Genomic DNA, 20,424 nt, shown 5'->3' with positions numbered 1-20,424 from the left:
GCACTGAAAGCGCTGGAACTCACCAGCACAGGCTGAACTGCGGCGACCTTTCCGATAGAACCATTTACCGACTCGTTCTTTCTCGGATCTGCTTCGCTCATGATGATGGTGGTGCTTACAGTCCTTGTTGGGACAGAAGGGAGGGGTATGCATACGAAACTCCTTTTTCCGTTTTGTACATACCCTCTACTACAGCAGCAATGTTAATATATCTTTGCTTACAGTGTGTTGAGAGAGGAAATTATGGTGCCATCTTGCTACTACTCAATACAAGCTCAAACCATTCGAGATACAGCTGCCAATGTGCGGTTTTTTTCCGATACTGACTTCGACTGAGATTCAGCCTGCTGCGTTCCAGCTCGGTGTCGGTGATCATCCCACGTGCATGACTGCGTTCCGCAAGCTCATGATCCGATGAGGTCAGCGAGTAATCAAGAACCGCAGCTTCATAGGATGCCCGGGAGAGCGCAAAGGAAAGCTCATCCAGTTCTGCGCGCATCGCATCCTGGTCGGCCTGCATCCGCTGGCTCTGCAGCAGACTGCGGTGATTATTTCGGGCACGCTCGATCGCAATAAAGTCACGGGCTGCGATGCCGAGCTGCAAATCAATTCTCAATGCAGGAATCCAGTCATTCTGCTGCCTGGCGTCGAGACCAAGAGACAATGAAGGCAGCCAGAAGCGCTCCGACTTCTGAAGACTCAATTCGCTTTCAAGAATCCGGTTTTCAAGCCGGGCATCTTCAAGCTCACGCGCACTGATATGTCCGTCAGGCATGGAAGGAGAATAACTTCCATACTGAAGATCTTCTGTACCGACCGGCGCAAGCGGCAGTTCAAGATCATATCCCTGCACCGAGTGCCCAAGAAGCCCTGATAATTCAGCATAGCGCTCTATATGCTGCCGCCTTGCTGCAATGAGGGCAGTTTCTGCAGAGACAAGTTGCCTTCGTGCCTGCTCCAGATCATTCATGGAAATGAGCCCTGCCTCAGCCCTGCGACGGCGGACTTCATACTCGCTTTGCGCGAGATCCCGCTCAGCCAGAGAAAAATCCAGTTCTACCCGTGACTGGGCAGCCGAGGCATATACCCGCATAACCCTGAGATCGAAGGCAAGTACCGCATGAGCAGCTTCCAGCTGTGCAAAATCAAGCTGTACCTGCTGCCTGCGCAGGTTATCAAATGCCCCGACAGGCTGCCAGCTGATTCCGGCATCCGCACCGGCTGCGCGCGAATACCCCGCAGAAATGTCGAGCCCAGGCAACACACCAGCGCTCAGCCGGAGGCTGTCGCTGAACTGTGGCTCGAGAGGATCAGAACTGAAATCCATCGCTACTCCAGCCTGGAGATTGAGGGCTGTTGTGTAGGGAAACCGGAGCTCCATATACGACAACTCTGCCTCACGCAGCGCGGTTCTGAGCGCAACCGCATCCGGTGAAGCCTCCCGACCGATAGACAGCGCCTGATCAAGACTGAGAAACGTATCCGGTGACTCACTGAATACAGGCAGCGAGAGCACGGCGAAGAAAACACAAGCCAGAGCAAGGCGGAAATCAATCTCAAAAAACATTATACCTCCCGAAGGCTGTCCACCGGCGATACCCGGGCTGAGAACAGTGCAGGAACAATGCCGAACAGGAGGGCAAACCCCAGAGCTATACCCGCGCTCGACAGAAAGGGTATCAGGTTTAATGCCCTTCTGGCAGACACAAGCTCCTCTGCTCCCGGCATCCCCCTGAAAAACAGAGGCACCAGCTGTGAAAACTGCGGGTAAAATAACTGAAACAGGATATATGCCGGCAATAGACTGATCAGAACCATGGCTATGACATCGGTTGCGTACAGGGTGACGATTCCCCAGTAGCTTGAGCCAACTGCCCGGCGCAGGCCCATTTCCCTCATCCGCTCAAGCGTGGAAACAAGCATCGTGCTCAGAACACCAAAGCCGCTGATAAGCATGATAAGCAGGGCTATACCATGCAGAAATAGGGATATCTGGCGAAACATCTGCCCCATCCCCCCGCGCTCACCCTGATACCAGGAGGAAGCTCCCTTCCAGATACTGAGTTCGGTATCCTGTCCATGCAGACTCTGAACAGCAGAACTGAGCTGCGCCTCGAGGCGGGACGGCGGCTGATCTGACTGAATAATAAAGTGCTGGATTGCTTCGGGTTGCTCCAGCGAACTGAATGCAACCAATGCTTGAGGTGCTCCCCTTCCGGACTGTCCCATGGCGGTACCTCTACTCTCGTAGACACCGCTCACAATTACCGGAAGGTTGATAAAGCGCTCTACATGCCCGCCTTCTTCACTATACTCATAATGCTGCAGCTGAACATCGATCGACTGCCCTACAGCAGCATCGGCCGATGCATACAGAAACTCTGCCAGCTCCCGCGATATTACCAGTTCTGGCTCCTCTGTTGATCCCTCGGGCCAGTCCCGGAACACCCTGCCGGCAATCAACTCATAGTTCGCCATTTCGAGATATGCCGGATCTACTCCCTGCACAGAGCTTACCTTATATACGATTCCTTCATGAACGAATCGATCCGGCGCCCACTCTGAAAGCCGGCTCACCCGCTGGATATCCGGAACCATGTCCCGCACCGCCTCAGGAGTGTCGGCATTAAATCTCGGCGGCCAGCCCTGAGGTTCGTACTCATGAGGGCCCCTGATAGTTCCATTGGCCACGGTATAGATTGTTGCCTCGGCATCTCCCATGGAAGAGCTGAATTGAGAGGTAATGGAGAAGACCATTGCCAGAATTGCCACAGCAATGACAAGGCTCGAGACAGAAAAAACCAGCCGCAACGGATTCTGTGACCACCGCCGCATAATCGAAGCAAAAATTAGTTCCATTACTGCACCTCCGCAGGATTAACCCGGGAAGCCAGAATCGCCGGGTACACAGAAAAAACAAGACTTGCCAGAAAGGCTATGCCCATGCTTATAAGGAATACCAGCAGCTCTGCCTGAAAACCAATCAACTTTACGAAGCCGACTGTAAGCAGTCCACCTATAAGACCTCCGCTTAAACCGAGCATACAGGCCTCGAGCACAAACAGCAAAAAAATCGATCTACGGCTTGCACCGATTGCCATACTCAAACCTACCGATCGACGCCTGCGGAGCACCCGGGCCAGCATCAGATTCATGCTGCTGATTGAGGCTATGAGCATGCCCGCTCCTGTCAACACTCCCAGCAGCCGGAATATTGCATTATCACTCGAACCCTGCTGATACTGAAAATCAAGCTGGGAATCGATTCTAATGCTATCTGGATCAAATTTGCTGTGAAAATAGTTAGTAAGCTGCTCTACACCCGCAGCTAATCTGCTGTAATCCGCTACCGCAAATTCAATGTGATGAAGCTCACCTATCCCCGTACCTCCCCAGAGCTGTGACTCCGAGCCGTAGGGCAATGCAAGCTGATACGAAGTCATCCAGCGTGGGTCCTGCTCGAAACCGCCGTAGCGGTCCTGATTCAGATCCCGGAAGACACCAATTATGCTGAATGGAATATCATTCAACTGGATCTGTCTTCCAACAGGAGATGCACCCTGGAACACCAGCTCCGCCAGATCATTCCCGATTATGGCAACAGGAGCCTGCTCTTCGACATCCTGTCGCGAAAAAGAAATACCTTCCACGATTTCGAGATTATTTGCCGGAAAATAATCGGGGAAGGCCAGAAGAATACCAGCTTCATTATCCCACCAGCCGGAAGGACCTCCCTCGGGCAAGGAAAAATCAAATCCGCTGGTCATAGTATTGACGAACGCATACTCTATATCCGGACTCATTTCCCGGGCTTCAAACAGTTCCGCCGCGGTCAAGCGCACCGGATCCTGCCCCACCCGCCCGATTCTGATTGCCGGCCCGTCATCTGAAGACCAGCGATTTGCACTTGGACTTACGGTAATCTGGCGGAACCAGGGCATATTGCTGTAATCCCTTGAGTATCCTCTGACGTTCAGCTGCATACTGACTATACCGGTGAGTACCGCAATGCCAATACCCAAGCCGAGAATAACCACAATAGATTCTGCGAGCCGCGTCCGTATATAACGCCTGGCAATAAACAGACTATCTCTTATTTTCATAGTTCTGATCCTGCAGATAGAGTCTGGGATTTCAGTCGGGCAGTCTCCGGGAGATAGCGCTCAACAACGGGATGATCTGCAATAATTTTTCCGTCCTGGAGCTCGAGTTCCCTGGTGCCGCAATGCCCAAGCAGATCATCATGAGTTACCATTACCACGGTCACCCCCTGATCATTCAGGGATTGCAGGAGGGAGATAATCTCATCACCGATTTTCCGCGGCAGATTACCAGTCGGCTCGTCAGCAAGAATGAGATCAGGACTGTTAGCCAGCGCGCGGGCGATTGCCACCCGCTGCTGTTCACCACCCGAGAGCATTGCTGGAAAATGTCCCAGGCGATGTCCCATCTGAACACTCTCAAGCAGCTCGATGGCACGTTCCTTGCGCTCTTTTCTGGACATTTTCCCGTACATCAGCGGCATAATTACATTTTCCAGGGCTGAAAATTCGGGAAGCAGATTAAAGCTCTGAAATACAAAACCAAAATGCTGATTGCGGATTCGAGCTTTTTCACTGTCGGGCAGATGATCAACCCGGGCGTCCTCTAAATAATAAAGCCCGCTGTTCGGAGTATCCAGCATTCCGAGAACATGCAGCAGTGTCGATTTTCCGGAACCAGAGGGTCCCATTATCGTTACAAAATCCTTTTTCTGGATTTCCAGACTCAAGCCGTTCAATGCCTGCAGCTTGGCAGCTCCCAGATCGTAGGTTTTCACAACTTCTTCCAGACGAATCATTTTTTCTCTCCTGATAATTCTATGCTTTCTTCGTTAATAAAATTCTGATAACCGGAACTTATAATAACATCCCCTTCCTGCAGTCCACTGCGAACCTGGATTCTGTCACCGCTGACAGTCCCGAAAATGACCGCCTTTCGCTCTGCCCTATCTCCATCCACCAGAAACACCGTTCGTTCTCCACCGGTTGTCAGATACGGTCCGCGGGGGAGTGTCAGTGCGTCTGGAACAGTTCCCTTTATGATTTCTGCGCTCGCACTCGTGCCTGGAACCAGGCGTGGAGGATCTCCTGTAAAATCAAGATGGGCATCGAGAACCGCACCCGCTCCGCTGGCAGAAGAAGAGGAAGTCATACTGATCCAGCTCAAAACAGCTGGATACCTGGATCCTGCAACGATGATTTCTGCCGGCATTCCCTGCTCCAGGCCAGGAAGAGAACGCTCGGGAATTTGCACCTCAAGATGCGGCCGGCTGGTATCGGCAATGTGAGCTATTTCTGTCCATTGACTTATAAACGCGCCTGAGCGCGCCCGGACATCCAGAACCTGACCATCCAGGGGACTGAAAAGATTAAGACCGGCAAGGCGCTGTTCGATATCACTGACCTCTTCCTGTATGCGTTCAGCACTGTTCTGAACTGCCCTGAGTCCGAGCTCGTATTCGAGCTTACTATGATCGATGCTCCGTTGCGCCTGATGCAGACTGTCCTCGGCTGAACGCAAAGCAGCTTCAGCATTCTGCAGCTCCCTCCCGGATGCAGCCCCGGCAGCATGGAGTTCCCGCAGCTCTGCAAGTTCATCCTGTGCACGGTCGACATCGGTCCTGGCACGCATCAACTGAAGCTGCTGATCCTCGAGATTTCGTTCATGACGAATTTCGGCGAGTTCAGAATCCTGCCTTAAATCTCTGAGCCGTCTTTGTGCGTTGATATTGGCTTCCTCGAGTTCACGGGATCGCATACGCGCTAGCAGCTGCCCCTCAGAGACCTGATCCCCCTGTGCAATCAGCAGTTCAGTCAGAAGCCCGCTCTCTGGAGCAAGCAGATCCTGCCGGCTGCTGAGCGCTACACTGCCGTTGACTCTGAGTATATCCCTGATTTCCTGCCGGACGACTGTGGCAGTGTCATAATCCTGCAGCCGGTACACCTGCTCTCGAGGCATAAAAAAGAAATATGACAGAGCAAAGACCAGACCGAAACCAAGCAGCACTGAAAGAGATATCCAGAGCTGACGCCGCTGGCTTGGGTTTTTGACTTTTTCCATGCGAACTATGGAGTTTTGTGAGTTCATGAATGTCCTTCCAGAGCGGTATTATAAGTGAACACTCAATATACCGCAATGAGGCTAATTTATTCATGAATCAGTTCGTAAAATTTCAGGCAGACTGCCGGGCGAGCAGAACTGCCTGGGTAAATTCGGCGAAACCTGCTCCCCCACGGCTTTCGGTTACATACCGCGGTGGAGGATCCAGTTCTTTCAGGAAGTCCATGACATTCGCTACACCAATGCTGAGCGGGACCGCCTCAAACATAGGACAGTCATTCGGGCTGTCACCAAGATAGGCAACACCGTCTGCCGGGGCATAGAGATCTACATTGTAGTTTTCACGCAGATAGCGCTCGGACATTCCGAGCTTGGAGTAGTCACCAAACCAGGCATTTACATGAATGGAACTGATTTTTGCAGTTGCTCCATATTCCAGGCAGCAGGCGTGTATTTCCTTTACATCCTGACGACTGAGATGTGGGGTCTCTTCGGCAAAATCAATGGCAAGGTCAAACATCCGTGAAAACTGATCCTTGGATATCCGCGCAAAGGGGACTTTTTCATGGACCATTTCCCACAAGCCTTGGAGGCGTTCCTGAGCCGTATCTGGATCAGCAGCATTGGGATGATACATGCGTTCGAGCTTGCCTTTCTTCTCGGCGAAAACAAAAGCTCCGTTCTCACCGACCACGGCATCAACCGGCCACTGACGGGCAATTGCATCGCACCAGCCAGCCGGGCGACCGGTAACTGCGATAACACCGATTCCGTGCCGCTGCAGCTGCCAGAGAGAGGTATAGGCAAGATCAGTCAGTTTCCCCCCATCGGTCAGGGTATCGTCTATGTCTGTAAGAACATAGCGGACAGAGGAAAGGGTTTCAGCAGATATTTCGCTGATTGGCTTCATTTTGATTCTGCTGTTGATTCTGCGGCACTGGTTGATTCTGCGGTCCCTGCGGATTTCCGGCTTTTCCGGAAAACCTGCAGGTAATCCATGAAAGAACTCCAGGAGAGCAGTACCGCTATACCAAATACAACGGCCGCTGCTGTCTCGAGACCAGCCGAAACATCCGGTCGATCCACAAAAATATCAAGGCCCCGTACAGAATAGACAATGAGACCAACGATTCCGCTGAGGCTATAGAATACTGCCTTGAGCTTTCCGCCTTTTCTGGCGGCCAGGGCAACTCCATCACGGTACATGAGCATTCGGACAAACAGAATACTGACCTCACGATAGACGATCAGAAGCAGAAAAACCGGATACATAATTCCCAGTGCTGCAAAGGCAGAAAAATAGGTCAGGCGGCTGATAACGTCTGAATAGGGATCCAGCACCTTGCCGAGATCGGTTACCGTATTGGTTCGGCGGGCAACCCAGCCATCCAGAACATCGGTAATTTCCATAAGTCCGAACAGCAGCCATATAACTGGAACAACGACGGCGTAGGGAACGGGACTGTATTCAGGAAGAAAAAACAGACCGAAAAGCAGCGGGGAAGCCGCGATGCGGCTGATAGTAAGCATATTTGGCAGATTCATTCCTGCATGCTACGCAGGGAATCCTGACCTGTCAAGCTGAAAACAGACAATATAAAGAAGAGAATCAAGCCAGGCGGATGTGGTGTTCAGGCTGTCCCTTCGTGGCAGCAGCATTACTCCGGGCAGGCGCATCATCGATCGAAATGCCTGATTTACCGAAGTAGCTATACAGAACCTTATATCCGCCGCGAAGGCGGGTCTTGATGATTTCACGCACCTTTTTTTCCATTTCATCTGCGCTTTCAAAGGTATACAGCATCTGCCGCCCGGTAGAGAGCTGACGCCCCCAGGTTGCTGACAATGAGTATCGTGAAAACAGGTGCCGCTGCCGGTCGTTCAGGCTGTAGTATCGTAGTCCGCCGTCCGCTCCGGTACGGTAAAAAGTGATCATCATAGCTTTGAAATTATCGGCGCTTTGGCGATTAAATTCAAGCCGGATTCAACATTCTTTTCTGACTAATCATGAAGATTTATATTGATTGTCTGTTTCCACTGATCAAGGGCCGTGTAATTGGTGCGGTTGATCTGGATTGGAGAGACCGATATCCAGCCATTCTCGAAAGCCCATATATCGGTACCCGAAGCGGCTTCTCCAGCTCCCCATGTACCCCGCGACCAGAAGAGATTCTCCTCTTCTTCATAGAAGTCATGCAGAAATGTTCGAAATCCTGTTTCCGTAAAGCACACACCTTGCGCCTGGGCGTGATCTGCCCGGGGAAAATTGATGTTCAGCACATTGTCTCTGTCCGGCACGTTCTGTCCGAGAATCTGGCGCAGCATTCCCGGCAGATAGCGCTGCACAATACTGAAGCAGCCCTGATCCGTAGAAATCGCTATCGCCGGCACACCGCAAAGGATGGCCTCACTGGCCCCGGCCATTGTTCCGGAATACATAATATCGGTACCTATATTAGGCCCGTTATTTACCCCGGAGACTACCAGGTCAATCGGGAGATTCAGCGCGTAGAGTGCAAACTTCACACAATCAGCAGGCTTGGCTTCCAGGCTCCAGGCGTCGCTTGCAGGCTGCCAGCCTGGTTGATGATGCACCCGGAAAGGATCGTGGATGGTTATGCCATGACCGATGGCGCTCTGCTCGGTATGCGGAGCTACGACATAGACCGTACCGAATTCCTGCATGATCTCAGCCAGTACCCTGATCCCTGGGGCCTGAATACCATCATCATTCACTATTAATATGTTTTTCTTGCCGTGTTTTTCTTTCATATACTACTGTCCTTGATTATAGTCATGTGTGACTGTTCGCTGCAGCCTGGGAATTACCTGTCCTTCATAATACTCAGAAATCTCTACCCTGATCCAGGGAGGGAAATCATGAACTTCATTCAACTCAAACTCCCCGGAGGCAGAAAAAGCTTCCGGTTCCCGATGCGAAACATAAGAAGACTGGATTTTCGCGGGAACCAGAACGCGAGTTCTGAGCAGAAGATACCATGGGGAAATGCGGTACTCATGCCATACTACTCTATAGGCATTGCCATCCAGCTCAATTTTCAACCGATCGGTCTGATCCGCGTACCAGAGCTGCAGTTCCATCCGGGACTGATCCATTTCTGATAGTTCCGTCTCCTCTTCTCCCAGCTGCAGCGGTCGGATATGCAAAGGATCTGTCGTAGGCTGCAGGGGTGAAAGGGGACCGGACTGGGCTACAAGACTTATGGCAAGAGCAAAAAAACCAGCCAGCAGAGGCAGGCCGGCCGAGAGTGGAAAACAGATCAACAGCAGCCCGACTACAGAACCTGCACTCAAGACATACAATGCAAGCGGATCACCAAGAACAGCTGATTCAGTCAGCCAGCCAGCGGCTGCCGTTGCCGTAGCAAGAGCAAGCGAAAACAGAAGCCAGGCTCTACGCGCGCTCTGTACCCGCCGACGAACTGAAGCCGGCTCGGGCAGGTCAAGCAGTCTGCTCCGTTTTGCCTGCACCGGCATAAAAAGTCTAAAGCCCCATCCAGCAGCAGCCCCGAGTGAAATGGCGCTGCAAAGAAACGCAATTGCTGCGGATGAGGCGCTTGTAATCACAGTGAATAAATCTCCCCGTATTTCTCTTCAAGATAGTCGATAAAGGGCTGAGCCTGCAGCTCCTGTCCGGTAATATCCTGCAGCAGTTCCTGTGGTGTTTTTGCCGAGCCATGCTGGTGAATATGGCGGCGCAGCCAATCGAGAATTACCGAAAACTCCCCCTTCTCGACCAGGTTCTTCAGATTACCGATTTCTGCTTCCATTGCAGTAGTAAACTGAGCCCCGTAAAGATTTCCAAGCGCATAAGTAGGGAAATAACCGATAGCGCCATGTGACCAGTGCACATCCTGCAGCACACCATCACGGTCGTCTGGTGGTACGATGCCGAGGAATTCCTGCATCCGCTTGTTCCAGGCTTCGGGTAAGTCCTCCACTGCAAGATCCCCGGTAATAAGCTGCTTTTCAATCTCGTAACGAAGAATTACATGCAGGCCGTAGGTAACCTCATCTGCTTCAACCCGGATCAATGAGGGCTGGACATTGTTGATCCCCTTGTAAAAGGCTTCCAGATCGACATCCGAGAGCTGCTCGGGATATAGCTCCTTAAGCTCTGCATAGTAGCGCTGCCAGAATTCCCGGCTCCGTCCGACCAGATTTTCCCAGAAGCGGGACTGAGATTCGTGGATACCAAGTGAGGTTCCGCTGGCCAGCATTGTATTCTTGATTTCTTCTGCAAAGCCGAGCTCATACATGGCATGCCCGGCTTCATGAATTGTGCCAAACAGAGCAGTTGGCAAATACTCTTCTTCATAACGGGTGGTAATACGCACATCGTCACTGGACAGATCAATAGTAAAGGGATGCGCAGATACGGTGAGATATCCGCGGTTAAAATCATATCCCAGCTCACTGGCGATTTTCCGGCTGAAGGCTTCCTGCTTGTCGGCTGCATATTTCCGGGTCAGAAAATCAGTCCTTACCTGCTTGGTAGCAGCAATACGACTTACCAGATCAACCAGACTTGCGCGCATCTCGCCGAATACCCGGTCCAGGGTTTTAACGGTCATGCCCTGTTCATACTGGTCAAGGAGGGCATCATAGGGGTGATCAGCATATCCGAGATAGTTGGCTGTCTTTACATTAAGCTCAACTATTTTTTTAAGGTGCGGTGCATATGAGGCGAAGTCGTTTTTCTGTCGGGCCTCGGCCCAGGCATGATTAGCCAGACTCGTGACTTTACTGAGCTCCTGGACATGCTCTTTCGGAAGCTTGACCTCTTTCTCGTATGCCCGGCGGGCTGCCCGTACCCGGCGCTGCTCAAGCTCGGGGAGCTCAGCCAAGGGCCTGCCTTCAGGACAAAGAATGTCCAACAGTTCACCGATTCGCGGGGAAGTTGCTTTGTCGTGAAGAAGGCCACTCATATAGCTTAGCTGCTCTGCCCGCTGAGGTACCGCAGCTGAGGGAATCTGGGTCTCGAGATCCCAATGCAGAAGACTGGTCACCTGCCCCAACTTGACCACCTCGGAATCGATTGCTTTCAGTTCCTGTAAAGCAGCCTCTGCGGCTGCACTTATTGTCTGTGATGTATTACTCATAATTCAAGATCCTTTGTTTCGATTTTTTCAGCAACCAGCGATACCCAGGAATCCAGAGGTATTCCGTTCTCCTGAGTGCCACCGTACTTGCGTACTGAAACCGCACGCTCTTCCTGCTCGCGTTCCCCTACTATTACAGCATAGGGGATTTTGCCGGTCTGTGCACTGCGGATTTTGGCATTCAGTCGATCATCCGAGAGGTCAACCTCGGCACGGATTCCCCTGGACTTCAGCTCTTTCTGCACTTCCTCTGCATAGCCAAAGAACGGCGCGGCAACGGGAATGATCATAGCCTGCACGGGAGACAGCCATACCGGGAATGCTCCGGCGAAATGCTCGATCAGAATACCTATAAAGCGCTCGAGTGATCCGAGTACGGCTCGGTGCAGAATGATCGGAGTATGCCGGTCTCCGTCCTCGCCGATATAACCGGCATCCAGTCGTTCCTTGCTCGGCAGCTGATAATCAACCTGAATAGTACCGCACTGCCATTCACGGCCCAGGGCATCCACCAGGGTAAACTCAAGCTTGGGTCCATAGAACGCGCCTTCGCCTGGAGCAAGATCATACTTCAGACCTGCGGCATCGCAGGCTGCTGCAAGGGCAGCCTCGGCCCGGTCCCATGATGCATCATCACCGACACGGATTTCCGGCCTGGTGGAAAACTTGACTATTATGTTCTCATCGGTAAAGCCGAAGGCCGCATACATTTTCTTGAGAAGCTCGGTGAACAGAATGACCTCACTGGAAATCTGTTCCTCGGTACAGAAAATATGCGCATCGTCCTGCACGAATCCCCGGACCCGCATTATTCCATGCAGAGCACCGGAACTTTCATTCCGGGTACAGGAACCAAACTCCGCCATACGCAGGGGGAGATCCCGGTAGGACTTCAAACCCTGCTTGAAAATTTCGATATGCCCCGGGCAGTTCATCGGTTTGAGAGCAAACAATCTCTTTTCGCTTTCGGTAATAAACATGTGTTCATGGTATTTTTCCCAGTGACCGGAGCGGTCCCAGAGTCCCTTCGGCATAACTGATGGAGTGTTCACTTCCTGATAATTCTGCTCAGCCAGATTCCGGCGGATAAATTCCTGAAGGGTGCGGTAAATGCTCCATCCCTTGTGGTGCCAGAAAATCTGCCCCGGATTATCCGGTTCAAAATGGAAGAGATCCAGTTCACGGCCCAGGCGGCGATGATCGCGCTTCTCGACTTCTTTCAGATGCTCGAGATACTGTCTGAGCTCCTTACCGTTCTGGAAGGCCGCACCATAGATTCGGGTCAGCATGGGGCGCTTCTCGTCCCCGCGCCAGTATGCGCCAGCCACCGACATCAGTTTGAAGGATTTCGGGTCGATCTGCCCGCTGTGTTCGACGTGATTCCCGGCACAGAGATCTGTGAAACCATCCTGTACATAAAAGCTGATTTTCTCACCTTCCGGCAGATCCTCAAGCAGTTCTTCTTTATATACCTGTCCCTTCAGAACCTTTCTGGCCTCGTCCTTCGGCAGTTCATAGCCCTTGAACTCAACCTTCTGTTTGACGATCTCACGCATACGCTCCTCAATGGCAGGAAGCTGATCTTCTTTCAATGGTGCGGGGAGATCAAAGTCATAATAGAAACCGGTACTGATTGCCGGACCAATTGCCAGCTGTGCATCCGGGAATGTATCCAGCACTGCCTGAGCGAGAATATGAGAAAGCGAATGACGGATCTTATAGAGCTTCTCGTCTGCTGTCAGCTCCTTCCAGGCCTTGCCCGGGGGATCGATTCGATCGACTTTGTTTTGAATGCTTTCCAGCTGTACTTGTATGTTCGGCATACAGACCTCCTGACTATTTAATTGCGAGCCGCACCAGGGCATAAAAAAAGCCCTTGCGCATTCGCTCATCCCCGGCAAAAGCCGTAAGGATAAGGACGAACACGCAAGAGCTTCACACCCAGCGTACCGCGGTACCACCTTATTTCGCAGCGCTCTTTTTTCCTGGCGATTGCTGCGCACTCTTCTCCCGTGTACGGACGGGTCACGGCGGAAACTACTCGCACTGCCCCATATAGACTGGCTATACCGCCTATACCGCAGATGCTTTGGAACCGCAGCTCCGGAGTGGTTTTCTGTGCGGCGCCGCCGGGATTCTCTCAGCCGGTGAAACCCCTCTCTCAAGGCCCGCTGCGCACATACTCGTCTCCATCATTGCTTTCAGATTATATTGTTGCGGGAAATCAGGGATGATGTCAAGGGAGCAGAAGTATATTGCCAAAATCCTGTCGGCCAACTTGACAACATCAACTTGTGAATAGAGTCTTCAGTTTTCGACTGGCCAGGTCATGAGAAAGCAGGTGCCATTGCCTGGGCTTTCAAGCAGTTGAATATCCCCATTTAGCAGATTATGAATGATGCTGCTGGCGAGAAAAAGTCCAAGACCGATTTTCCCGTCGCGGCGTCCTGAGGTTACAAAGGGTTCAAATACTGATTCCCGAAGCTCATGTTCAACTGGTTTTCCGTTGTCTTCATACTGAAGCATCCAGCTGTTATCTTTTCGTTCAAGTGATATCCTGATTCTTGCACCAGCTTGCCTGGCACCGTAATCGAAGGCATGTTCGAACGAATTCTTTATTAACTCATGCAGGATAATCCGGAATTCCTGCCGGACTCTTTCAGGCTCTTCCATAATATTCAGCACTAGCTCAAAGCGCGAAGTATTTCTCTGCCGATCAAGACTGTACAGATCGAACTCACTGCGTACAATACTGCTGAGACGCTCATATTCCACTGCCTGACGATTGGTAAGTACATCCAGTTCCTTGAATCTTGTTACCATCGCAGCGATTTTTTTCAGCGAATCATACAGAATCTGGACTTCAGCATCCGTGCTTTGTTCGGCAGCGATAGAGCTTATCATGAGAGCATTCCCGAGCGGAGTATTGATTTCGTGTGCAAGACCCATAATTACATGACCGAGCGCACTTTCCTTGGAAGATTGCAGGAGCCTGTGTTGCATGTCCACTATCTCCTGCATGGTATTCCCAAGCAATCGATTCTTTTTCTGCAGATTTAGATACCCGGCCAGAACCAATGTCACCAGAACAGCGATCAGAAGACCTGCCAGAAGGAACCTCAGGGCTTCGCCTGCTGCCTGATTTTCCAGATGAGAAATATCACTGTCTATGAGGAGGATCCAGTCGGTTTCCGGCACACTACGCTGCACCAGCATCCGGTTGCGGGAATTGCTTCCGCGATACGAATGAGTGCTATACTGAGGCTGCAGTAAGGCTGCCGCCAGTTCAGCAACGTGGTCATCATTCCCCACTCCGATGTCACGAAGCATATCTACCAGCCTGACATCCTCAAGCAAAGTATAATCAGAATGGAACAGCATATAATATTCCTGATCAGAGCGGCGGGGATTCGTGCTGTGCAGGGAATATCTCATTCCACTCTGCTCGGCCCGCGTGCGGAGTGCCGCAAAAATACCATCCATCTGCATGTCCAGGCCAATCGAACCGATAAAACTACCGTCCCTGGTTACTGGAACATTCATGGTAACAACCCTGCTTTCCGGTGCGTTTGTCGGGGCATATGGGGGAGAGACATAGAAGTCATTACGCAGCTGCGGCTGCAGGAACCAGTTCCTGCTATGAGCATCGTAATCTTCTGCGACTTCAAACCATTCGGGACCTATCCATCCGCTACTGTGTATACTTCCCATGAATAGGAAATCGACGCGTTCTTCCTGCATGAATTCACGGAAGAGGGCCTGAACCTCCAGGTAGTAGGGATTTTCCAGAAAATCTGATTCTTCACGACTGTCCGGCATGCTTCCAGCAAAACCGCGAATTGCGGGTAACCGGGCAAGGTCAAAGAGCAGCTGCCGGTTTTCCAGTATATGAAAATACACGTCCTGCACCGCCCGCTCGGACTGTACCGACCACGTTTCTTCAGCCTGAAAAAACAACCTGCTGCGCAATTGATTGTAGTACCATGTACTCAACAACGATACTGTGAGCACCAGTAGCACTGAGACCAGGACGACAATTATCCTGCTTCGATTATGTCTGAGTAATTTCTTCTTGATCATTGGGATCTGCTGTGTTGTTTTCTGTACTGTGGCTTGTGCTATATGGAAACAGTTTTGCACCCTTTGTCAGAAGACTGCGCTGAGTAAACACCCGCAAAACAGCCTCTGACAAGGCAAGAAGCAGCAGCAGACTGATGATAACAGCAAGCCACGCCGGCATAAGACCAAGCAGCAAACTATTGAGCTGAGGCTGCAGAGTTTCCGGCATAAAAAACCCTGCAAGCAGAGAGACTGCAAGCACGGTGGCATAGAGCAGACTGGCCCTCATCAGGAGGCTATTGCGCTTCGCTCTGGACAGAAGCAGCGCGATGGCTACACCTGTTCCATATACAGGAAGCAGATAAGCCATAAACCCGCCTACCAACCATACCGCATGCAGCAGCATTGCCGATGGGTAAAATAATATCCTGGGGACAGCTGCCGCAGGATCTGCCGATAGATTCTCTGCAAAAGGAATGAGACCAGCAGCCTGGGCGAATACCGCCATGCCGAGCACTGCACCGAAAAGAAAGAGATACGTGAAGTGACGGATTCCAGGCAGGGGAAGTTTACGCACAATAAGAGCCAATAGAAGATTGATCAGAACAGACAGAAAAAATACCACATGCGGCAGATATGTCCATACTCCTGAGAATGATTCAATCAAAGGGTGAAAGGGAATCAGCAGTTCCTGCAGGGCGGCTGCCGGTTTCAGATATGCTGCCGGGTTAGCTGTTATGCTGTACCCTGTCAGGATATACACTCCTGGAAGGGTGAAAAAAAGTATACCCAGGGCTATACCGAGTCGGGTCGCCAGTCCTGTCCGTGTTTTACTCATAGTCATAGTATAGTGCTTCGGATTTGAAGATTCCAGCTGAATAGACATGCAGAGCTTCACTTTTTTCATTCCTGCAGGTAGAGTATCTGCATGGGTGATACAGCGTCAGCAGAGCTTAGGCTCCTTTATCCTGCCGGAAAGAAGTCCAGCGGTCATGAAATCAGCAAACTCAGCCTCAGCGATCTGGCTGTAGACCGCCTTGCAAGAGCAATCTGCCGCAGCGGACCGGACCATGAATCAGTAGTGAAGATTCTGGGGCGACTGGAAACTGATCCCGGGATAATCGAATACCGGCAGGCGGTGTTCCATGACCTCATGAATTATCCGCAGCTGTGCGCGGCCATAGAAGAAGCTATTCCACTGATTGATGAGATCACCCGGTTTGTTCGGACCGCCAGAGAAAGCGATGCGCCGCTCCTTACGGCGGTATGGAGAATCGGCGAACTGGAAATGTACAGCGATGCGGTAAACATTCTGGGGGACTGCTTTGAATCACTGAGCAGTCCGCCGAAATCAGAAGGATTAATTGCCCTGTCTGAAAAAATCAGGGAAATCCGTCAGGATGCTGCGTTTCAGTCGCTGCAAAAAGAACTCCCTCATTTGCTGGCAGGTATCCGCAGGCGGAAAAGCCTCACAATCGGTGTAAATCTGGATGACAAGCTGCGTCCGGTTGAGGCAACCATCCTCTCGGTAAATGAACAGGCCTTTACTGAAGGAAGTATTCTGGGCGGCTTTCTGAAACAGGTCAAGCCGGAATTCCGCACCCATGCACCGATTCATCAGACCCTGAAAAATGCCCAGGGTCAGTACAGCACCCAGGTACCACTGGCTCCGATGTTTGCTGATCTGAACGAAATCCTTAAATCTCTGATCAAACCGATGAACAGAACTCTTGAATCCTACCTCTCCTTGAACACGGCATTCCTCCGTGAACTCAGGCAGGATTTTTCGTTTTTCCTTGGTGGACTGAAATTAATGCAGCGTTTACAGGATGCGGGGATTTCCTGCTGCTTTCCTTCTATTGAAGCATCAGGAAGCAACACTGTCATTTCTGATTTTGTAAATCTCCAGCTCGCCCTGACCGCCAGTGAGAAAAGCCGGGAACCCATGCAACTGATTCCAAATGATGCATTGTTTGACCACAACGCCGGCTATTACCTGCTTACCGGACCTAACCAGGGAGGAAAAACAACCTATATACAGGGCCTGGCTCTGGTCTTTATCTGTGCCCAGGCCGGGCTGTTTGCACCCGCGTCATCTGCCAGAATTGTTCCTGCTGATCACGTTCTGACCCATTTTCCTTCTGAAGAACGCGGAGCTTTGACAACCGGAAGACTGAGCGAGGAGCTTGAACGCCTGGATGAAATCTTCCAGGCTGTCAGTCCGAATTCACTGGTGCTCCTGAACGAGACCTTCTCGAGTACCAGCCCCGGTGAAGCCAGCCGGTTGGCAGAGGATATTGTACTAGGGCTGCGCATGATCGGCGCCCGCGGCGTCTTTGCTACTCATCTGCATGAACTAGCTTTAAGAATTCCCGAACTGAATTCGATGGTCGACGGCCCTTCACCGATTGCCAGCCTGGTTGCACAGATCAGTGCACATAGCGGCAAGGAAGAAGAGGCGGCTGAACGCAGTTTCAGAATTGTCCGGGCTGAACCAGAAGGTCGGAGTTTTGCTCTGGATATTGCCCGGAAATACCGTCTGAGCCTGGAAGATCTGCAGGAGCGACTGAAGCTGGACTGAGCCCTACAATGAGTCGTTAGAAAATTAACGCGCAATCAATACAACCACACTTTTTCCGCGTACCGGGTACACCCCATCCTCTGCTACAGGGGGTTCCGATCCTGCATCGGAAAAACAGTCCTCGGCACTCAGTGCGGTGTCGATCGCACGGTACCAACGCTTATTCCCAATGGCTTCCACTACCTGAAAGGCCACCGCATGCCGGGAAGCATTCACAATAATATAGAAGTCATTGTCGTGTTCGTCGGAATGGATTTCTTTCTTGTGGCCGTCCAGCCTGTAAGCCAGACAGTCGTTGACGGTAGCCCAATCCAGGGCTTCACCAGCAGGGTTAAACCAGCTTATATCCGGAATCGAATTCATAGAGCCATCACGTCCGGTGTAGAATTCCGGGCGCTGCAGTGATGGATGATCCTTCCGGAAGGCGATCAGTCGCCGGGTAAAATCAAATATCTCGGCAGCTGTTCCCTCCCGTGAATAATCGGTGTAGCTCAGATCATTATCCTGGCAGTATGCGTTATTATTACCGTTCTGACTTCTGGAAAGCTCATCTCCGGCAAGCAGCATTGGTGTCCCGATAGAGAGCATAAGCGTTGCCAGAAAATTCTTCTGCTGCTGCAGACGGAGCTTCAGGATCTTTTCATTATGTGTCTCGCCTTCAGCCCCATGGTTAAAACTGATGTTATGGTTATGCCCGTCACGATTATCTTCGCCGTTAGCCCGGTTATGCTTGCTGTTATAACTGACCAGATCACGCATGGTAAAACCATCATGACTGGTAATAAAGTTAATGCTGTGAAAAGGCTTGCGACCGTCGCGCAGATAAAGGTCAGAGCTACCAGTCATTCTGGTTGCAAGCTGACGGGCTGCTCCGAAATCTCCCCTCCAGAAATGACGCACATCGTCACGGTAACGGTCATTCCACTCCGCCCAGCGTCCCCCGGGAAACCACCCTACCTGATACGCCCCGGCAGCGTCCCAGGCTTCAGCAATGATCTTGGTATCGCGCAAAACCGGATCTTCGGCAATGCGTTCAAGAATCGGAGGATTTTCCATTAAATGTCCCCGCTGGTCGCGACCGAGAATCGACCCCAGATCGAAACGGAATCCGTCCACATGCATCTCGGTAACCCAGTAATGCAGACTGTCCAGAATCAATGTCCGCACAACGGGATGATTGCAGTTCAAGGTATTACCACAGCCGGAATAATTCTTGTAGTAACGCCGCTTGTCATCCAGCATGTAATACACGGAATTATCCAGCCCCCGGAAATTGATCGTCGGGCCCATCTCGTTGCCCTCTCCGGTATGGTTGTACACAACATCCAGAATCACCTCGATTCCAGCCTTATGCAGCTCACGCACCATCTCCTTGAACTCACGCACTCCACCGCCAGGTGAAAGATCGTGGGCATAGGAAGCCTTCGGAGCAAAAAAACCAAGAGTACTATATCCCCAGTAATTACTTACCGGCTTACCTGTCTCCGGGTTTATGCGGTCGTACTCACGAGTATCAAATTCCTGTACCGGTAGAAGCTCCAGGCTGGTAATGCCGAGCTCCTGCAGATAGGGAATCATTTCGATAATACCCCGGTACGTACCCGGATGCTCTACGCCGGAACTGACATGAGCGCTCAAGCCCCGAACATGAGCCTCATAGATCACTGTATTCTGCAGCGGATAATTCAGAGGTCGGTCATCCTGCCATTCAAAGGCATCGTCATCGATTACCACACATTTCGGGAATCGTGCAGCATCGCGGCCGGGACCTCTGACCATATCCTTATGCTCTGAATCATAGTCGTATCCCCGAGCCGTCTGCAGCTCGTACTCATCGGGATAAGCAAGCTCCTTGGCATAGGGATCCATTAAGGGTATCCCCGGATGGAAACGGTGCCCTTCATGCGGCTCATAGGGGCCATCTACGCGGTACAGATACAGCTGCCCGGGTTTGGCCTCGTGCACCAGCACATGCCAGATATCGCCGGTCTTGAAATGCTCATCCAGCTTGATCTCGAAAGCAGGCTGAGCATCATCAACAGAATTATATAACTGCAGGAACACAGCGCTTGCATTCCTGCTGAAAATCGAGAATTGAACCCCGTGCGGGGTATAGGTTGCACCGAAGGGCAAACATTTTCCAGGACTATATGTAAACTTCACAGGGTATTTATACTGCGGAATTGGCGCTCAGTCCAATAAAAGCGGGTTAATAACGAAAAAACTTCCAGATTGGAACACAATTCCAGATATTGATGCAAATGCAAAGAAGACACGTCCAGCTCTTATGCTCTCGCAGCAAACCTTCAGCGATAAAACCGGAGCAAGCATCCTGATGATGATTACCAGCGCTGAGCGCAGTCGCTGGGAATATGATATTCTCCTGGAAGATTGGCAGGAAGCCGGCTTAAGAAAACCCTCAATCCTGCGCTGGAAAATATTCACAATAGACGAACAGCTGATTCAAAACCGCAGAGGCACTGTAAGCGACCGCGACAAGCAGAAAATTCAGACAGCCTGCAGAGCAATCCTTCCCGAATGGATATTGTAATTACAGCT

The 20,424-nt window shown here is 51.4% G+C and carries 17 protein-coding genes; 2 read left to right on the top strand and 15 right to left on the bottom strand.

Features of this window, described 5'->3' with window-relative positions:
* Nucleotides 1-241 precede the first annotated feature (241 nt).
* From ACYQ2L_RS16580 to ACYQ2L_RS16515, 14 genes are all read right to left on the bottom strand, one after another.
* Entirely contained in the window at nucleotides 242-1,567 is a 1,326-nt protein-coding gene (locus ACYQ2L_RS16580; RefSeq protein WP_460058100.1) for a TolC family protein, read from the bottom strand.
* Complete coding sequence (locus tag ACYQ2L_RS16575) at nucleotides 1,567-2,859, bottom strand: ABC transporter permease (protein ID WP_460058098.1); 1,293 nt, start codon at nucleotides 2,857-2,859, stop codon at nucleotides 1,567-1,569. Before ACYQ2L_RS16575 ends, ACYQ2L_RS16580 begins: the two co-directional genes overlap by 1 nt.
* Nucleotides 2,859-4,103, bottom strand: coding sequence for an ABC transporter permease (locus ACYQ2L_RS16570; RefSeq protein WP_460058095.1), 1,245 nt, complete (start codon nucleotides 4,101-4,103; stop codon nucleotides 2,859-2,861). Before ACYQ2L_RS16570 ends, ACYQ2L_RS16575 begins: the two co-directional genes overlap by 1 nt.
* Complete coding sequence (locus ACYQ2L_RS16565; RefSeq protein WP_460058093.1) at nucleotides 4,100-4,840, bottom strand: ABC transporter ATP-binding protein; 741 nt, start codon at nucleotides 4,838-4,840, stop codon at nucleotides 4,100-4,102. Before ACYQ2L_RS16565 ends, ACYQ2L_RS16570 begins: the two co-directional genes overlap by 4 nt.
* Nucleotides 4,837-6,129 (bottom strand): efflux RND transporter periplasmic adaptor subunit, encoded by a 1,293-nt coding sequence (locus ACYQ2L_RS16560; RefSeq protein WP_460058091.1) that lies wholly within the window; start codon nucleotides 6,127-6,129, stop codon nucleotides 4,837-4,839. The genes ACYQ2L_RS16565 and ACYQ2L_RS16560 overlap by 4 nt, the downstream gene beginning before the upstream one ends.
* An 85-nt stretch (nucleotides 6,130-6,214) precedes the next feature.
* Nucleotides 6,215-7,012: an HAD family hydrolase gene (locus ACYQ2L_RS16555; protein ID WP_460058089.1), complete on the bottom strand. Its 798-nt coding sequence runs from the start codon at nucleotides 7,010-7,012 to the stop codon at nucleotides 6,215-6,217.
* On the bottom strand, nucleotides 7,009-7,647 hold the full coding sequence (pgsA, locus tag ACYQ2L_RS16550) for a CDP-diacylglycerol--glycerol-3-phosphate 3-phosphatidyltransferase (RefSeq protein ID WP_460058087.1): 639 nt from the start codon (nucleotides 7,645-7,647) through the stop codon (nucleotides 7,009-7,011). The genes ACYQ2L_RS16555 and pgsA overlap by 4 nt, the downstream gene beginning before the upstream one ends.
* A gap of 64 nt (nucleotides 7,648-7,711) precedes the next feature.
* Entirely contained in the window at nucleotides 7,712-8,041 is a 330-nt protein-coding gene (locus tag ACYQ2L_RS16545) for a WGR domain-containing protein (RefSeq protein ID WP_460058085.1), read from the bottom strand.
* 62 nt (nucleotides 8,042-8,103) lie between these two features.
* Entirely contained in the window at nucleotides 8,104-8,874 is a 771-nt protein-coding gene (surE, locus tag ACYQ2L_RS16540; protein ID WP_460058082.1) for a 5'/3'-nucleotidase SurE, read from the bottom strand.
* A gap of 3 nt (nucleotides 8,875-8,877) precedes the next feature.
* On the bottom strand, nucleotides 8,878-9,690 hold the full coding sequence (locus tag ACYQ2L_RS16535; RefSeq protein WP_460058079.1) for a hypothetical protein: 813 nt from the start codon (nucleotides 9,688-9,690) through the stop codon (nucleotides 8,878-8,880).
* On the bottom strand, nucleotides 9,687-11,225 hold the full coding sequence (locus ACYQ2L_RS16530) for a carboxypeptidase M32 (protein ID WP_460058076.1): 1,539 nt from the start codon (nucleotides 11,223-11,225) through the stop codon (nucleotides 9,687-9,689). Before ACYQ2L_RS16530 ends, ACYQ2L_RS16535 begins: the two co-directional genes overlap by 4 nt.
* The gene (thrS, locus tag ACYQ2L_RS16525) at nucleotides 11,222-13,048 is read right to left on the bottom strand and encodes a threonine--tRNA ligase (protein WP_460058074.1); all 1,827 of its coding nucleotides are present in this window, start codon (nucleotides 13,046-13,048) and stop codon (nucleotides 11,222-11,224) included. Before thrS ends, ACYQ2L_RS16530 begins: the two co-directional genes overlap by 4 nt.
* Before the next feature lie 484 nt (nucleotides 13,049-13,532).
* Nucleotides 13,533-15,305 (bottom strand): ATP-binding protein, encoded by a 1,773-nt coding sequence (locus tag ACYQ2L_RS16520; RefSeq protein WP_460058071.1) that lies wholly within the window; start codon nucleotides 15,303-15,305, stop codon nucleotides 13,533-13,535.
* Nucleotides 15,277-16,122, bottom strand: a complete 846-nt coding sequence (locus tag ACYQ2L_RS16515; protein WP_460058069.1) for a hypothetical protein — start codon at nucleotides 16,120-16,122, stop codon at nucleotides 15,277-15,279. The genes ACYQ2L_RS16520 and ACYQ2L_RS16515 overlap by 29 nt, the downstream gene beginning before the upstream one ends.
* A 90-nt stretch (nucleotides 16,123-16,212) precedes the next feature.
* On the opposite strand from ACYQ2L_RS16515, the gene ACYQ2L_RS16510 reads away from it, so the two are divergent.
* Nucleotides 16,213-17,865, top strand: coding sequence for a MutS-related protein (locus ACYQ2L_RS16510; RefSeq protein ID WP_460058067.1), 1,653 nt, complete (start codon nucleotides 16,213-16,215; stop codon nucleotides 17,863-17,865).
* A gap of 24 nt (nucleotides 17,866-17,889) precedes the next feature.
* On the opposite strand, the gene glgX is transcribed toward ACYQ2L_RS16510, so the two are convergent.
* Nucleotides 17,890-20,028 carry a glycogen debranching protein GlgX gene (gene glgX, locus ACYQ2L_RS16505; protein ID WP_460058065.1) on the bottom strand — a complete coding sequence of 713 codons (2,139 nt, stop codon included), beginning with the start codon at nucleotides 20,026-20,028 and terminating at the stop codon, nucleotides 17,890-17,892.
* Between the two features lie 19 nt (nucleotides 20,029-20,047).
* Between glgX and ACYQ2L_RS16500 the strand changes: the two genes are divergently transcribed.
* Entirely contained in the window at nucleotides 20,048-20,416 is a 369-nt protein-coding gene (locus ACYQ2L_RS16500) for a type II toxin-antitoxin system PemK/MazF family toxin (RefSeq protein ID WP_460058102.1), read from the top strand.
* The last annotated feature ends 8 nt before the right edge of the window (nucleotides 20,417-20,424 follow it).

The organism is Spirochaeta dissipatitropha, from assembly GCF_054657935.1.
Note: the sequence above shows the minus strand (reverse complement) of the source record. Positions and strands in the feature narration are given on the sequence as shown.

Bases quoted from the DNA above. Each gene is read 5' to 3' on its own strand.
- ACYQ2L_RS16520 (WP_460058071.1), bottom strand. From the start codon at position 15,305: ATGATCAAGAAGAAATTACTCAGACATAATCGAAGCAGGATAATTGTC.
- pgsA (WP_460058087.1), bottom strand. From the start codon at position 7,647: ATGAATCTGCCAAATATGCTTACTATCAGCCGCATCGCGGCTTCCCCG.
- ACYQ2L_RS16555 (WP_460058089.1), bottom strand. From the start codon at position 7,012: ATGAAGCCAATCAGCGAAATATCTGCTGAAACCCTTTCCTCTGTCCGC.
- ACYQ2L_RS16565 (WP_460058093.1), bottom strand. From the start codon at position 4,840: ATGATTCGTCTGGAAGAAGTTGTGAAAACCTACGATCTGGGAGCTGCC.
- ACYQ2L_RS16545 (WP_460058085.1), bottom strand. From the start codon at position 8,041: ATGATGATCACTTTTTACCGTACCGGAGCGGACGGCGGACTACGATAC.
- ACYQ2L_RS16580 (WP_460058100.1), bottom strand. From the start codon at position 1,567: ATGTTTTTTGAGATTGATTTCCGCCTTGCTCTGGCTTGTGTTTTCTTC.
- ACYQ2L_RS16510 (WP_460058067.1), top strand. From the start codon at position 16,213: ATGGGTGATACAGCGTCAGCAGAGCTTAGGCTCCTTTATCCTGCCGGA.
- ACYQ2L_RS16570 (WP_460058095.1), bottom strand. From the start codon at position 4,103: ATGAAAATAAGAGATAGTCTGTTTATTGCCAGGCGTTATATACGGACG.
- ACYQ2L_RS16515 (WP_460058069.1), bottom strand. From the start codon at position 16,122: ATGAGTAAAACACGGACAGGACTGGCGACCCGACTCGGTATAGCCCTG.
- ACYQ2L_RS16575 (WP_460058098.1), bottom strand. From the start codon at position 2,859: ATGGAACTAATTTTTGCTTCGATTATGCGGCGGTGGTCACAGAATCCG.
- ACYQ2L_RS16530 (WP_460058076.1), bottom strand. From the start codon at position 11,225: ATGAGTAATACATCACAGACAATAAGTGCAGCCGCAGAGGCTGCTTTA.
- ACYQ2L_RS16560 (WP_460058091.1), bottom strand. From the start codon at position 6,129: ATGAACTCACAAAACTCCATAGTTCGCATGGAAAAAGTCAAAAACCCA.
- surE (WP_460058082.1), bottom strand. From the start codon at position 8,874: ATGAAAGAAAAACACGGCAAGAAAAACATATTAATAGTGAATGATGAT.
- thrS (WP_460058074.1), bottom strand. From the start codon at position 13,048: ATGCCGAACATACAAGTACAGCTGGAAAGCATTCAAAACAAAGTCGAT.